This is a genomic window from Streptomyces sp. NPDC002499 (assembly GCF_053595415.1).
In genome coordinates, this window is the sequence record NZ_JBSFXO010000017.1 from 244236 (window position 1) to 257504 (window position 13269).

Sequence of the window (13269 nt, forward strand, 5' to 3'; positions counted from 1 at the left end):
GAACATGGGGAACGGCGCTCTCAGCGGTGCGGTGATCGCGGTGGCAGGCGCGGGCGGACCCGCGGGCAGGGCGGCACTGCTGCGCCTGGCCGAGGCCGGCGCGACCGTCGTCGGCGCGGACAACGACCCGGAGCGGCTCGCGGAGGCCGTGGACGCGGCCCGCTACGCCTCGGGCGGCGCCACCGTCACCGGCGAGCCGGTCGACCTGCTGAGCCTGGAGTCCACCCGCGACTGGGCCGACCACATCGAGAAGGAGTTCGGGCGGGTCGACGGCCTGGTCCACCTCGTCGGCGGCTGGCGCGGCAGCGAGACCTTCACCAAGACCAGCCTCGACGACTGGGACTTCCTCGAACTGCTGCTGATCCGCACGGTCCAGCACACCTCGCTGGCCTTCTACGAGGGCCTCCAGCGCAGCGACCGCGGCCGGTACGTGCTGATCAGCGCCGCCGGCGCGACCAACCCGACCGCGGGCAACGCCTCGTACGCCGCCGCCAAGGCCGCCGCCGAGGCCTGGACGCTCGCGCTCGCCGACGCCTTCCGCAAGGCGGGGGGCACCGACGGGCTGGACTCCGCGGCTGCGATCCTGGTGGTCAAGGCGTTGGTGCACGAGGCGATGCGCGCCGAGCGGCCCAACGCGAAGTTCGCGGGCTTCACGGACGTCAAGGACCTGGCCGACGCCATCGTCGGCGTCTGGCGCGAGCCCGCCGCCGAAGTGAACGGAAAGCGCCTGTGGCTGACCGAGCAGCCGTGAACCCTCCCCGGACCGACGCCCGTCGCCGTCACGACCCGGAGCTCCGCGGCTTCGCCAGCGACAACTACGCCGGCGCCCACCCGGAGGTGCTGGCCGCCCTGGCCCTGGCCAACGGCGGCCACCAGGTCGCGTACGGCGAGGACGACTACACGGACAACCTCCAGGGCATCATCCGCAGCCACTTCGGTGCCACGGCCGAGGCCTTCCCGGTCTTCAACGGCACCGGTGCCAACGTCGTCGCGCTCCAGGCGGTCACCGACCGCTGGGGCGCGGTGATCTGCGCCGAGAGCGCGCACATCAACGTCGACGAGGGCGGCGCCCCCGAGCGCATGGGCGGGCTGAAGCTGCTGACGGTGGCCACACCGGACGGCAAGCTCACTCCCGAACTCATCGACCGGCAGGCGTACGGCTGGGACGACGAGCACCGGGCGATGCCGCAGGTCGTCTCGATCACCCAGAGCACCGAACTCGGCACGCTCTACACGCCGGACGAGATCCGCGCCATCTGCGACCACGCCCACGCGCACGGCATGAAGGTGCACCTGGACGGCTCGCGGATAGCCAACGCGGCGGCCTCCCTGGACGTCCCGATGCGGACGTTCACCAACGCGGTCGGCGTCGACATCCTCTCGCTCGGCGGGACGAAGAACGGCGCGATCTTCGGCGAGGCGGTCGTCGTCATCAACCAGGACGCCGTCAGCCACATGAAGCACCTGCGCAAGCTGTCCATGCAGCTCGCCTCCAAGATGCGCTTCGTCTCAGTGCAGTTGGAGGCGCTGCTCGCCAAGGACCTCTGGCTGCGCAACGCCCGCCACGCCAACGAGATGGCCCAGCGCCTCGCCGAGGGCGTCCGCTCGGTGCACGGCGTGGAGATCCTCTACCCGGTGCAGGCCAACGGCGTCTTCGCCCAGCTCCCGCACGACGTGAGCGAGCGGCTCCAGCAGCGGTTCCGGTTCTACTTCTGGGACGAGGCGGCGGGGGTCGTGCGCTGGATGTGCGCGTTCGACACGACGGAGGACGACGTGGACGCGTTCCTGGCGGCGCTCAAGGAGGAGATGGCCCGGTAGCCGTACCGAGGATCTCGATGAATAGATATGCGGTCGCCTGAAAAGTCATTGACGTTCGGGTGATCGCATTTCTATGCTCTGCAGGCATGGAGCTGATCCAGAACACGCCCGACCTGTCCGCGTACCTGGCCGCTGACGAGGCCATCGATCATGAGCACCCGCTGGTACGGGAGACGGCCGCACGCCTGGCCCGAGATGCGGCGGACTCGTATGCCTATGCACGGCTCGCGTTCGAGTTCGTGCGCGACACCATTCCGCACTCGCAGGACTCCGGCGACCCGCGCGTCACCTGGCGCGCCTCCGACGTCCTGGAGCAGGGCACCGGCATCTGCTACGCCAAGGCGCACGCCCTGACCGCGCTGCTGCGGGCCGAGGACATCCCGACGGCGTTGTGCTACCAGAAGTTCGACGTGGTCCACGGTCTGGTCGCCGTCCGCTTCAACGGCGCCTGGCACCGGCAGGACCCTCGGGGCAACAAACCGGGCGTCGACGCGCAGTTCTCCCTCGACGGTGAACGGCTGGCCTTCGCACCCGACCCCGAGTTCAATGAGCTGGACTATCCGGTACTGTACGCTGAACCACATCCGGTCGTGCTGAACGCCCTCAAGGCCGCACCCGACCGGCCCCACCTGTGGAAGACGCTCCCGACCGCACTCTGAGGCAAGCCATGACCCTCTCGCTGACCGTGTCCCCCGACGTCCGCGCCATCGCCCCCGGCTTCACCCATGTCGCGATCGAGGCCCACGGACTCGTCAACGGCCCCAGCACCGAGGAGAGTTCGGCCCTCCTCGACGACGCGGCCCGCCGCCTCGCCGCCCGCCTGGACGGCCGCGCCCCGCACGAGGACCCGCACATGGCCGCCTGGCGCGAGGTCTACACGGCGTTCGGCTCGAAGCCCTCACGCACCCGCAACTCGGCGGAGGCGCTGGCCAAGCGGGCCCTCTCGGAGGCCGGCCTGCCCCGGATCAACGTGCTCGTCGACCTCTACAACGCCATCAGCGTCGCCCACCTGATCCCCGTCGGCGGCGAGGACCTCGACCGGATCCAGGGCGGCATGCACCTCGTACGGGCCACCGGCGACGAGGACTTCGTGACCGTGGCCGGGGGCGAGGAGACCGTCGAGCACCCGGACGCGGGCGAGGTGGTGTGGCGCGACGAGAAGGGCGTGACCTGCCGCCGCTGGAACTGGCGCCAGGGCCCCCGCACCCGCCTCACCGAGAACACGGTCTCGGCGCTCTTCCTGCTGGAGAGCCTGGCCCCCATGCCGGTCAAGGAAGTTGAGTCGGCCGGTGCCGAACTGGCCGAACTGTTGGGGAAGTTCAGCCCAGGGGCGCGGATCGACGTGCGTCCGGCGTGCGGCGCCTGAAATCGGGCCGATCGGCGGAGGCGGGCCGACAGAAGTGGGACCGACGGTCCTACGTCAGCGGGCCTCGGCCGCCTTCACCTCTTCCGGCGTAGGAGCCGTGCCGCCCAGGTGGGCCGGCATCCACCAGGTGTCGTTGGCGTCCTTCGGGCGGACGGGGTAGGCGCGCTGGGCGGCCTCCAGGAGTTCCTGGACGCGCTCGCGCAGTTGGCGGGTGATGGCGCCCGCGTACTTGTCGCGGGAGGCCTCGATCGCCTCGCCCACGCGGATCGTGATCGGGATGTGGCTGCGCTTGAAGTTGCGCGGCTGCCCCTTGGTCCACAGGCGCTGCGTGCCCCAGACCGCCATCGGGATCAGCGGTACGCCGGCTTCCTGCGCCATGCGCGCGGCACCCGACTTGAAGCTCTTGAGCGTGAACGACGGCGAGATCGTGGCCTCCGGGAAGACCCCGATGACCTCGCCGGACTTCAACGACTCCAGCGCGTGCGCGTAGGCCGTCTCACCCTGCTTGCGGTCCACCGGGATGTGCTTCATGCCGCGCATCAGCGGGCCGGAGATCTTGTGCCGGAAGACCGACTCCTTCGCCATGAAGCGAACAAGACGTTTCTGCGGGAGGGCCGCCAAGCCGTCGAAGACGAAGTCCAGGTAGCTGATGTGGTTGCTCACCAGCACGGCGCCGCCCGAGCGCGGGATGTTCTCCGAACCCTGGCAGTCGATCTTCAGGTCCCACGCCTTGAACAAGGCCTGGGCGAAACCAACGACGGGACGGTAGACAAGCTCTGCCATGGACGGAGTGGGCCCTTCCTTCTCGGCCAGGGAAGGGAGCTCCCGGCGGGAAAGCTACGCGGCCGTAGGTTTACGGCATCTCGCAGATCGTGCCCGAAGAACGGCTGGGGAGCCACCCCAAGTGCCTGTGAACGGCGAGATCCTCGTCACGTCGGCGCCCAGTGATCCACCTCGGGCTTTTAAGTGCCCTTTACTTCCCGATCACTCCGCGCGGGCGGTCGCGCGGCGCAGGACCAGGTACATCTCGCACCCCAGGCAGTACCCGAACGCGCTGTTGAGGAAAGCGGCCGCGAGCGCGGCCCCCGTCGCCGCCAGTCCGAGCCACTCGGGACCCACCGTGAAACCGACGAGTCCGACGACCGCGAAGGCCAGTCCGACCGCCTGCGCGAACCGCGGCGGCTCCGGCGGCTCGAACTCGGTCGGCGGCCCGATCCGGGGACGTACGGCCGCGCGGAACAGCCAGCCGTACGGCGACCGTCCCACTCCGCCCGCCGCACCCAGCGCGAACGCGAGCGTCTGCCAGGCGAGCAGCCAGACGTTCCCGGTGATCAGTACGACCGCCAGCACCACGGTCGTCAGGGCCGCTCCGAAGCGGGGGCCCCGCACATCGATGTCCATGAATCAAGCATTCCGCACGGGGAACGATTTCGGCCGACGGGAATCTTTGCAGTCTCGTGAATGCTTGGACCTGAGATGACTGGACTCGTGGTGTGCGTGGCGGTGCTCGCGATGGCGAGCGCCTACGGAGTGCTGCACCGGCGGCGGAGCGGGAGGGTACGGGTGCGCGGGCGCGACGACGGAAAGCGGCTCGGCGCGGGCGAGTTGGGCGCGGAACTCGGCGAGCGCGCCACGCTCGTCCAGTTCTCCAGCGCCTTCTGCGCGCCCTGCCGCGCGACCCGACGGGTCCTCGGCGAGGTCGCCGGACTGGTCCCGGGCGTGACCCACGTCGAGATCGACGCCGAGGAGCACCTGGACCTCGTCCGAGAATTGGACATCCTCAAGACCCCGACCGTCCTGGTCCTGGACGCCGACGGCCGGGTCGTGCGGCGTGCCACCGGTCAGCCGCGCAAGGCCGACGTCATCGCGGCGCTGGGGGAGGCGGTTTGACGACTGTGTCGCGGACGGTGAGGCATCTCCCATATGCCGGAACGTACTTGACTGTGCGCACCACCTATCGTCAGCCTGACCGTATGCCTTCGGAACTCCTTCTCTTCGAGCGGGTCCATGTGGACCTCGCCCGCACCGCGAGTGCGCGTTGTCCGGGCTGCTGAGCAGCCACGGACCCGCTCGCCCCTCTTCCCAGAAGGAACAACTCCATGACGGCCACGCCCGACCTCGGCGCCCGTGCCCCTCAACTCGCCTCTCCCGACCTGCTGCGTTCCGTCTTCCGCCGGCACGCGGCGGGCGTCGCCGTGATCACCGCCGGGGGTGAGACCGGCCCGGTCGGCTTCACCGCCACCTCCCTCTCCTCCGTGTCCGCCGAGCCCCCGCTCCTCTCCTTCGGCATCAGCACCGGCGCCTCCAGCTGGCCGGCGATATCGGCCACCGAGCACATCGGCGTCCACATACTCGGGGAGCACCAGCAGGAGTTGGCCGCCACGTTCGCCAGAAGCGGCGCCGACCGCTTCGGCGCACCCACTGCCTGGCGCGAGGGTCCCGAAGGAGTTCCCGTCCTGGACGACGTCCTCGCCTGGATGGTGTGCCGGGTGCACGCGCGCGTGCCCGCGGGGGACCACCGGGTCGTCCTGGCCGAGGTCGTGCTCGGGGATCCCGCCGGTCCCGGCCGTCCGCTCCTCTACCACCAAGGGCGCTTCAGCGGTCTGCGGGACTGAGGTCCACGCTGTCGCTCGGCCGTCGTTCCGCCGCTGTTCTGCGAAGCCGTCGAGTTCCGATTACGCTGCGTTGCACAGGTCACAGTTCAAAGCGCTTGCTTAGCGGGCAGGAACTGGGTGTACTGGCGAGTAATATTTCGTTCGGAGCGCAGCCCGCCCCGACCGGGATCGGCCGCTTGGGGCGCCTATGCTGCCTGCAAGAGGCAGCCGAAAAAAAGACGAAGCAGTAGGAGAGCCGGCGTGAGCTTGAGGATCGTTGTCACTGTGAAGTACGTGCCCGACGCCACTGGCGACCGGCACTTCGCCGATGACCTGACCGTCGACCGGGACGACGTGGACGGTCTGCTCTCCGAACTGGACGAGTACGCGGTCGAACAGGCGCTGCAGATCTCGGAGAACTCCGACGACGACGTGGAGATCACCGTCCTGACGGTGGGTCCCGAGGACGCCAAGGACGCGCTGCGCAAGGCGCTTTCCATGGGTGCGGACAAGGCGATCCACGTCGAGGACGACGACTTGCACGGCACGGACGCGATCGGTACCTCGCTGGTGCTGGCGAAGGCGATCGAGAAGGCAGGCTTCGACCTGGTCGTCTCGGGCATGGCCTCCACCGACGGCACCGCGGGCATCGTCCCGGCCCTCCTCGCCGAGCGCCTGGGTGTGCCGCAGGTGACCCTGCTGTCCGAGGTCACGGTCGAGGACGGCGTGGTCAAGGGCCGCCGTGACGGCGACACCGCCTCCGAGCAGCTGGAGGCCTCCCTCCCCGCGGTCGTGTCGGTCACCGACCAGTCGGGCGAGGCGCGTTACCCCTCCTTCAAGGGCATCATGGCCGCGAAGAAGAAGCCGGTCGCGGCCTGGGACCTGTCCGACCTGGAGATCGAGGCGGACGAGGTCGGCCTCGAAGGCGCCTGGACCGCCGTGAACTCCGCGGCCGAGCGCCCCGCGCGCACCGCCGGCACGATCGTCAAGGACGAGGGCGAGGGCGGCAAGCAGCTCGCCGAGTTCCTCGCGGGCCAGAAGTTCATCTAAGGCCCCAGGCCCGACTCGCTCACCTCCCCTCAGACTTCGCAAGCACGCAGGAGACCATTCCCATGGCTGAAGTTCTCGTCTACGTCGATCACGTGGACGGTGCCGTCCGCAAGCCCACCCTGGAGCTGCTGACCCTGGCCCGCCGTATCGGCGAGCCCGTCGCGGTCGCGCTCGGCGCGGGTGCCGCCGACACCGCCGCCACGCTCGCCGAGCACGGCGCGGTGAAGGTCCTCACCCACGACGCGTCGGAGTACGCCGACTACCTGGTCGTCCCGAAGGTGGACGCCCTCCAGGCCGCCGTCGCGGCCGTCTCCCCGGCCGCGGTGCTGGTGCCGTCCTCCGCGGAGGGCAAGGAGATCGCCGCCCGTCTCGCGCTGCGCATCAAGTCCGGCATCCTCACCGACGCCACCGACCTCGAAGCCGGTGACGAGGGCCCGGTGGCCACCCAGTCGGTGTTCGCCGCCTCCTTCACCACCAAGACCCGCGTCTCCCAGGGGATCCCGGTCATCACCGTCAAGCCCAACTCCGCCCCGGTGGAGCCCGCTTCGGCCGCGGGCGCGGTCGAAGCCCTGGACGTGACCTTCTCTGAGCAGGCGACCGGCACCAAGGTCACCGCCCGCACGCCGCGCGAGTCGACCGGGCGTCCGGAGCTGACCGAGGCCGCGATCGTGGTCTCCGGCGGCCGCGGTGTCAACGGCGCCGACAACTTCGCCGTCATCGAGGCCCTCGCCGACTCCCTCGGCGCGGCCGTGGGCGCCTCGCGTGCCGCGGTGGACGCGGGCTGGTACCCGCACACCAACCAGGTCGGCCAGACCGGCAAGTCCGTGTCCCCGCAGCTGTACATCGCCAACGGCATCTCGGGCGCGATCCAGCACCGGGCCGGCATGCAGACCTCGAAGACGATCGTGGCCGTCAACAAGGACGCCGAGGCCCCGATCTTCGACCTCGTCGACTACGGCGTAGTCGGCGACCTCTTCGACGTCGTCCCCCAGCTCACCGAAGAGATCAACACCCGCAAGGGCTGAGCCGGTTGGGGGGCTGCCCCCGATCCGTGCGACGGCTGTACGAGGCCCCCGCGACCGTACCGACGGTCGCGGGGGCCTCTGCTCATCGCAGGGTGAGGGACGCCTGTACGGGCAGGTGGTCGCTGGGGAACTGGCCGTTCACGGCGAAGGTGTCGATCGTCGCCCTGCTCGTCCGTACCCCCGGCGAGGTCAGGATCCAGTCGATGCGGTCGCCGTTCGGCGTCGGCGGCCGGTAACTGTGGAACGTCCCGTACAGAGCGCTGCGTTGTTCCGCCACGTCCCAGGTGTCGACGAGCCCCGAGCGCACCAGGGTGTCGTAGGCCGGGTTCTTGTGCGCGGCGACGTTGAAGTCGCCGGTCACCACGACGGGCAGGGTGCGGTCGAGCTGCGCGATCCGCTGGGTCATCAGCGTGGCGCTGCGCTCGCGCGCGTACTGGCTCACGTGGTCGAAGTGGGTGTTGAGGACGTAGAACTCCTGTCCGGCGTCGGCGAGATCGCGGAAGCGGACCCAGGTGACGATGCGGGGGAAGGCGGCGCCCCAGGTGTTGGAGCGGATGGTCTCCGGGGTGTCGGAGAGCCAGAAGGTGTAGTGCTCGATGGGCAGCAGGCGCCGCAGGTCGTAGTAGATCGCCGTGGACTCGTCGCGGCTGCCTCCCTCGCGGCCGGTGCCGACCCAGTCGTAGTCCGGTCCGAGATCGGCGTCGATGTCGCGCAGTTGCTGGTAGAGGCCCTCCTGGGTGCCGATGATCTGGGGGCGCGCACGGCGCAGCAGTTCGCGCATCACCGGTCGGCGGTCGTGCCAGCTGTTGGGCTCGGTGGTGCTGGCGAAGCGCAGGTTGAAGGTCATGACATCGAGGAGGGGTGCTGTGCCCGCTCGGCGCAACTGCGGTCCCGCGGTGGAGGGCGATGCGGTCGACGAGGCCGATGACGGGGGGATCGCGGCGCTGGAGAGGGGCACGGTGACCGCCGCGGCCAGCACGGCTTTCAGGCCCAGACGGCGGGTGACTCGGCGGGGGCTCGGCACGGAGGCTCCTTCGGTGGCAAAAGCCGGACGAGTCGTGCGTACGGCGAGTCCTGCGGGTGCGGGGTCGCGTGTGCGGTGCGTCGTGCGTGCGGTGGGTCGTGCGTGCACAAGGGTGGTACCCGGGGGTGATACCCCCGGATGAGATCAGCGTGAACATGTCGGGATGACCGTGTGGCTCCCCGTGGACACGGTGTTGACCATCCCGAAGGTGCCCCGATAACTTCATTCAACGGATTGTTGATTCCGTACAGTGGAAAACAGGAGGGTGCGGGATGGGTCAGGGCCAGCAGGAGAACGTGTCGACGAGCCTCGCGGGCGCCGTCAGCGAGGAGATCAGCGCCTCCCTCGCCCCGGTCGACGCCGAACTGGAGCGCCGCTACCCCGGAGACCCCGGCACCCGCCAGCCCGTCCACACCGTGTACGTGCCCGGTGACGTCTTCGCCGCCGACACCGTCCGCTCCTGGGGCGACCGGGCGCTCGCCGCCCTCGACGAACACGCCCCCGACGCCGCCTCCTTCGCCGCCGTCCTCGGCCTGAGCGACGACCTCGCCGAGCCCGTCCACGCGCGCGTGCGGGCCAAGTTGGAGCGCGAGCCCATCGAGGACCTGCGCGTCGACTTCGAGGACGGCTACGGCCCCCGCCCGGACGCCGAGGAGGACGAGGCGGCGGCCCGCGCGGCGCGGCTGATCGCGGAGGCGTACGAGAAGGGGACCGCGGCGCCGTACATGGGCATCCGCATGAAGTGCATGGAGGCGCCGGTGCGGGACCGGGGCATCCGCACCCTCGACATCTTCCTCACCGGCCTGATCGAGGCCGGCGGCCTGCCCGACGGGCTGGTGCTCACGCTGCCCAAGGTGACGCACCCGGAGCAGGTCACCGCCATGGTGCGGCTCCTGGAGGCCTTCGAGAAGGCGCGCGGTCTCGAACCCGGGCGGATCGGCTTCGAGATCCAGATCGAGACCAGCCAGTCCATCCTCGCCACCGACGGCACCGCCACCGTCGCCCGCATGATCCAGGCCGCCGAGGGCCGCGCCACCGGGCTGCACTACGGCACCTTCGACTACAGCGCCTGCCTCGGAGTCTCCGCCGCCTACCAGGCCAGCGACCACCCGGCAGCCGACCACGCCAAGGCGGTCATGCAGGTCGCGGCGGCGGGCACGGGCGTGCGGGTGTCGGACGGGTCGACCAACGTGCTGCCCGTGGGCTCGACCGAGAAGGTCCACGACGCCTGGCGGCTGCACTACGGGCTGACCCGGCGGGCCCTGGCCCGCGCGTACTACCAGGGCTGGGACATGCACCCCGGCCACATCCCGACCCGCTACGCCGCCGTCTTCGCCTTCTACCGCGAGGGCTTCGAACAGGCCGCCCTGCGGCTCACCCGGTACGTCAACCGGGCCGGCGGTGACGTCATGGACGAGCCCGCGACCGCCAAGGCCCTCGGCGGCTATCTGCTGCGCGGTCTGGACTGCGGCGCCCTCGACATCGCCGAGGTGTCCCGCGCCACCGGGCTGACCCGGGCCGACCTGGAAGGCTTCGCGGCGCCGCGCCGCGGCGACCTCACGGTCTCGGCGAAGTAGCGGCCCTGTCACAGCCGTCACCGGCGGCTGGTGTTGTCACCCGCGCCCCGTAGTCTGTACCGCACGCATTGACGTGTCACAGGAACGGGGCAGCGGTGTCTTCGGGGGACTCCTTCAACGGAAATGGCCAGACGGACGGGATAGGCCGGCTGCTCGCCGGGCGCTATCGCATCGTCGCCCAGCTCGGGCGCGGCGGCATGGGCGTCGTCTGGCGGGCGATCGACGAGGTCCTCGGCCGCGAGGTCGCGGTCAAGGAACTGCGCACGTACAGCGACGCGGACGCGCCCGAACTCGCCGATCTGCGGCTGCGGATGCAGCGCGAGGCCCGTGCGGCGGCCCGGATGCGGCATCCGGGAGTCATCGCGGTGCACGACGTGGCGGAGGTCGACGGGCGCCCGCTGATCGTCATGGAGCTGGTGGACGGCCCGTCCCTGGACGACGTACTGCGCGAGCGCGGCACCCTCGAGCCGCGCGAGGCGGCCGGGATCGGCGCCAAGGTGATGGACGCGCTGGCCGCCGCCCACCGCGCGGGCGTCCTGCACCGCGACGTGAAGCCCGGCAACATCCTGCTCGAGCGCTCGGGCCGCGTCGTGCTCACCGACTTCGGCATCGCGACCATGGACGACCCGGGCGACGGCTCGGCCACCCACCTCACCCGCAGCGGCGAACTCGTGGGCTCCCTCGACTACTTGGCCCCCGAGCGCGCCCAGGGCGCCGACCCGGGTCCGGCGTCCGACGTGTGGGCCCTGGGCGCCACGCTGTACGCGGCGGTCGAGGGCGCCTCGCCCTTCCGCCGTACGTCGACGTACTCGACGCTCACCGCCATAGTCGACGAGCCGCTTCCCGAGTCCCGTGCCGCGGGCCCGCTGAGGCCCGTGCTGCGACGGCTCATGGACAAGCGACCCGAGGACCGCCCGACCGCCGAGGCGGCCCGTGTCCTGCTCCAGGCGGTGGCGGACACGGTCCCCACGGACGTCCAGACCACGACCCTGCGGGGGAGCGACAAGCCCACGACACCGCCGCGCGCGGAGACCGAGGTCAGTCTTCCCTCGGTGCCGCCTGGATTCGGGCCGGTCGAGCCGGTGGCGGGGCAGGACGTCGGCCCGGCCGCCGCGACGGACTCCGGGACGCACGGCCAAGTGGGCCCGGAAGCAGGGCAGTTCGGCCCGGCCGCCGCAGGATTCGGCACCGCCGAGCAGCCCGCCCAGGGCTTCGGATCACCGGAGACGGGGTCGGCGCGGACTCCGGCGGTCGGCGGTGCGGCCGTGCACGGCTTCGGTCCCGCGGTTCCGGGATCCCCGGACTCCTCCCTCACCGGCCCCATGACCCCCGCATCCAACAGGCGCCGCAAGGGCAAGGTCCTGCTCGCGGCCGTCGCCGTCACGCTCGTCGTCGCGGCGGCCGGCACCTCCGTCGCCCTGTTGAACAACAAGAGCGACGCCACGAAGCGGACCGGGTCCGGCGCGTCCGTCGACGCCGGTGGCACCCCCGCGTCGGCCGTGACCGGCAGCCCCGACACCGCCCGCTCGGCCGACGACAAGCCCAGCGAGCAGGGCGACAAGGAGTCGCCGACCGCGTCCAAGGGACCTGGCAAGAAGAGCGACGACGCTCCCACCCACTCCGGCACTCCTTCCCCGGGCAAGACCTCCGGGAGCGGCGGCACCACGGGCGGCACCGGTGGTGGCGGGACCACGGGCGGCGGCTCCGGCGACGGCGGTACGACGGGCACGGGCGGCACGACCGGCGGGAGCGAGCCCTCCCAGGACCCGGCCTGCACCTCCATAGGTGGCGGCAAGTACAACTGCACGGTCTGGCGCACCGCCAAGTCCTACACGGCCTCCGGCACCGAGGTCGGCGTACTGGGCTCGGGCACCAACTATTTCTTCTGCCAGGCGAACCTGGGCCGCCGCGAGACGTACGGCGAGTGGACCAACGTCTGGTGGGCGAAGACGGACGACGACAGCGGCAACGCGAACGTGTACGTGAGCGACGTCTACATCAAGGGCGGGGACAACGACGCTCCGGTCCCGGGGCTCCCGATCTGCTAGTTCCGGACGAACCTCTCCAGACCGGAAGCCGTCACCCGCTTCTCCCGCGCGAACAGGCGCGTGCCCCGCTCGCACAACCGGCGGTCGGCACGCGCCCGTTCGCAGAACTCCTCCGGCGTGACACCGAACAGCTCCCGCAACCGCGCTGATCCCACGAGGAGTTCGGTGAGCAGCTCCCGCTGGCCCGGGTGCGGGCGCGGCGCGCCGGTGCCGTCGTGCAGGACCCCGCGCCGGTTGACGTAGGCGTACGCACCGGCCAGTTCCGTGCCGTCCGGCTGCTCGATCCGTACCGTCGGCGAAGGCAGCCAGGCCCGGCGGTAGTTGCCGTCGATCAGCGGCACGCCCTCGCTGGCGTCGATGACCGAGAGCTGCTCGCCGTCGAGCCAGATCACGAACAACTCCCGTACCGTGCCCGGGGCTTCGACCGGTGACGCCGACACGTAGCCCATGCGGCTGACGTGCGCGGAGACGCCCACGTCGAGGCCGGTGACCAGGGTCTGCACCATCGGGATGGGCGAGGTGATCCCGTACGCGGCCATCTTGTGCCGGAGTTGACCCGGGCAGGCGTTGGAGCCGACGGCGAGGACAGGAGCGCGGTTCTCGTCCACGAGGCGGTGGAGGGGGAAGAAGCGGTCGTCCTCGATCGGCAGGAACCGGTCGCCGTCGAGCACGCCCGACTCCGTCGGCCACGCCCCCGGGTAGAGCAGCGGATGGTCGCGCGGGGCCTGAGCCAGGCCCAGCGCCTCCAGTGTGCGGTCGGGCATGTG

At 70.8% G+C, this 13269-nt stretch carries 14 protein-coding genes; 10 read left to right on the forward strand and 4 right to left on the reverse strand.

Annotated elements, in window-relative coordinates; genetic code table 11:
- The first annotated feature begins 4 nt into the window (after positions 1–4).
- From ACWD5F_RS41435 to ACWD5F_RS41450, 4 genes are all read left to right on the forward strand, one after another.
- Entirely contained in the window at positions 5–751 is a 747-nt protein-coding gene (locus tag ACWD5F_RS41435) for an SDR family NAD(P)-dependent oxidoreductase (protein ID WP_451261412.1), read from the forward strand.
- Positions 748–1818 (forward strand): threonine aldolase family protein, encoded by a 1071-nt coding sequence (locus ACWD5F_RS41440; RefSeq protein ID WP_451261369.1) that lies wholly within the window; start codon positions 748–750, stop codon positions 1816–1818. Before ACWD5F_RS41435 ends, ACWD5F_RS41440 begins: the two co-directional genes overlap by 4 nt.
- 86 nt (positions 1819–1904) lie before the next feature.
- The gene (locus ACWD5F_RS41445) at positions 1905–2477 is read left to right on the forward strand and encodes a transglutaminase-like domain-containing protein (RefSeq protein ID WP_451261370.1); all 573 of its coding nucleotides are present in this window, start codon (positions 1905–1907) and stop codon (positions 2475–2477) included.
- 8 nt (positions 2478–2485) lie between these two features.
- Positions 2486–3184, forward strand: coding sequence for a B3/B4 domain-containing protein (locus tag ACWD5F_RS41450; protein ID WP_451261371.1), 699 nt, complete (start codon positions 2486–2488; stop codon positions 3182–3184).
- Between the two features lie 54 nt (positions 3185–3238).
- Here ACWD5F_RS41450 and ACWD5F_RS41455 read toward each other — a convergent pair whose 3' ends face one another.
- Positions 3239–3967, reverse strand: coding sequence for a lysophospholipid acyltransferase family protein (locus ACWD5F_RS41455; RefSeq protein ID WP_401726244.1), 729 nt, complete (start codon positions 3965–3967; stop codon positions 3239–3241).
- A gap of 201 nt (positions 3968–4168) precedes the next feature.
- Positions 4169–4585, reverse strand: a complete 417-nt coding sequence (locus tag ACWD5F_RS41460; protein ID WP_451261372.1) for a DUF4395 domain-containing protein — start codon at positions 4583–4585, stop codon at positions 4169–4171.
- 75 nt (positions 4586–4660) lie between these two features.
- On the opposite strand from ACWD5F_RS41460, the gene ACWD5F_RS41465 reads away from it, so the two are divergent.
- From ACWD5F_RS41465 to ACWD5F_RS41480, 4 genes are all read left to right on the forward strand, one after another.
- Positions 4661–5074, forward strand: a complete 414-nt coding sequence (locus tag ACWD5F_RS41465) for a TlpA family protein disulfide reductase (protein ID WP_450354828.1) — start codon at positions 4661–4663, stop codon at positions 5072–5074.
- Between the two features lie 209 nt (positions 5075–5283).
- Positions 5284–5799, forward strand: coding sequence for a flavin reductase family protein (locus ACWD5F_RS41470; protein WP_451261373.1), 516 nt, complete (start codon positions 5284–5286; stop codon positions 5797–5799).
- Positions 5800–6039: 240 nt separating this feature from the next.
- Positions 6040–6828, forward strand: a complete 789-nt coding sequence (locus ACWD5F_RS41475; protein WP_451261374.1) for an electron transfer flavoprotein subunit beta/FixA family protein — start codon at positions 6040–6042, stop codon at positions 6826–6828.
- 62 nt (positions 6829–6890) lie between these two features.
- Positions 6891–7853 carry an electron transfer flavoprotein subunit alpha/FixB family protein gene (locus ACWD5F_RS41480; protein WP_401726235.1) on the forward strand — a complete coding sequence of 321 codons (963 nt, stop codon included), beginning with the start codon at positions 6891–6893 and terminating at the stop codon, positions 7851–7853.
- 82 nt (positions 7854–7935) lie between these two features.
- Here ACWD5F_RS41480 and ACWD5F_RS41485 read toward each other — a convergent pair whose 3' ends face one another.
- Entirely contained in the window at positions 7936–8877 is a 942-nt protein-coding gene (locus tag ACWD5F_RS41485; protein WP_451261375.1) for an endonuclease/exonuclease/phosphatase family protein, read from the reverse strand.
- A 272-nt stretch (positions 8878–9149) separates the two neighbouring features.
- Between ACWD5F_RS41485 and ACWD5F_RS41490 the strand changes: the two genes are divergently transcribed.
- Both ACWD5F_RS41490 and ACWD5F_RS41495 read left to right on the forward strand, forming a co-directional pair.
- Positions 9150–10454: a DUF6986 family protein gene (locus tag ACWD5F_RS41490; RefSeq protein ID WP_451261376.1), complete on the forward strand. Its 1305-nt coding sequence runs from the start codon at positions 9150–9152 to the stop codon at positions 10452–10454.
- A gap of 95 nt (positions 10455–10549) precedes the next feature.
- Complete coding sequence (locus ACWD5F_RS41495) at positions 10550–12502, forward strand: protein kinase domain-containing protein (RefSeq protein WP_451261377.1); 1953 nt, start codon at positions 10550–10552, stop codon at positions 12500–12502.
- Here the strand turns inward: ACWD5F_RS41495 and ACWD5F_RS41500 are convergent.
- The gene (locus ACWD5F_RS41500) at positions 12499–13266 is read right to left on the reverse strand and encodes a hypothetical protein (protein WP_451261378.1); all 768 of its coding nucleotides are present in this window, start codon (positions 13264–13266) and stop codon (positions 12499–12501) included. The two genes, ACWD5F_RS41495 and ACWD5F_RS41500, sit on opposite strands and share 4 nt — an antisense overlap.
- Positions 13267–13269: the final 3 nt, after the last annotated feature.

Excerpts from the sequence above, each read along its gene's own strand:
- ACWD5F_RS41465 (WP_450354828.1), top strand. The coding sequence starts at position 4,661 with ATGACTGGACTCGTGGTGTGCGTGGCGGTGCTCGCGATGGCGAGCGCC.
- ACWD5F_RS41500 (WP_451261378.1), bottom strand. The coding sequence starts at position 13,266 with ATGCCCGACCGCACACTGGAGGCGCTGGGCCTGGCTCAGGCCCCGCGC.
- ACWD5F_RS41455 (WP_401726244.1), bottom strand. The coding sequence starts at position 3,967 with ATGGCAGAGCTTGTCTACCGTCCCGTCGTTGGTTTCGCCCAGGCCTTG.
- ACWD5F_RS41490 (WP_451261376.1), top strand. The coding sequence starts at position 9,150 with ATGGGTCAGGGCCAGCAGGAGAACGTGTCGACGAGCCTCGCGGGCGCC.
- ACWD5F_RS41445 (WP_451261370.1), top strand. The coding sequence starts at position 1,905 with ATGGAGCTGATCCAGAACACGCCCGACCTGTCCGCGTACCTGGCCGCT.
- ACWD5F_RS41450 (WP_451261371.1), top strand. The coding sequence starts at position 2,486 with ATGACCCTCTCGCTGACCGTGTCCCCCGACGTCCGCGCCATCGCCCCC.
- ACWD5F_RS41480 (WP_401726235.1), top strand. The coding sequence starts at position 6,891 with ATGGCTGAAGTTCTCGTCTACGTCGATCACGTGGACGGTGCCGTCCGC.
- ACWD5F_RS41460 (WP_451261372.1), bottom strand. The coding sequence starts at position 4,585 with ATGGACATCGATGTGCGGGGCCCCCGCTTCGGAGCGGCCCTGACGACC.
- ACWD5F_RS41470 (WP_451261373.1), top strand. The coding sequence starts at position 5,284 with ATGACGGCCACGCCCGACCTCGGCGCCCGTGCCCCTCAACTCGCCTCT.
- ACWD5F_RS41435 (WP_451261412.1), top strand. The coding sequence starts at position 5 with ATGGGGAACGGCGCTCTCAGCGGTGCGGTGATCGCGGTGGCAGGCGCG.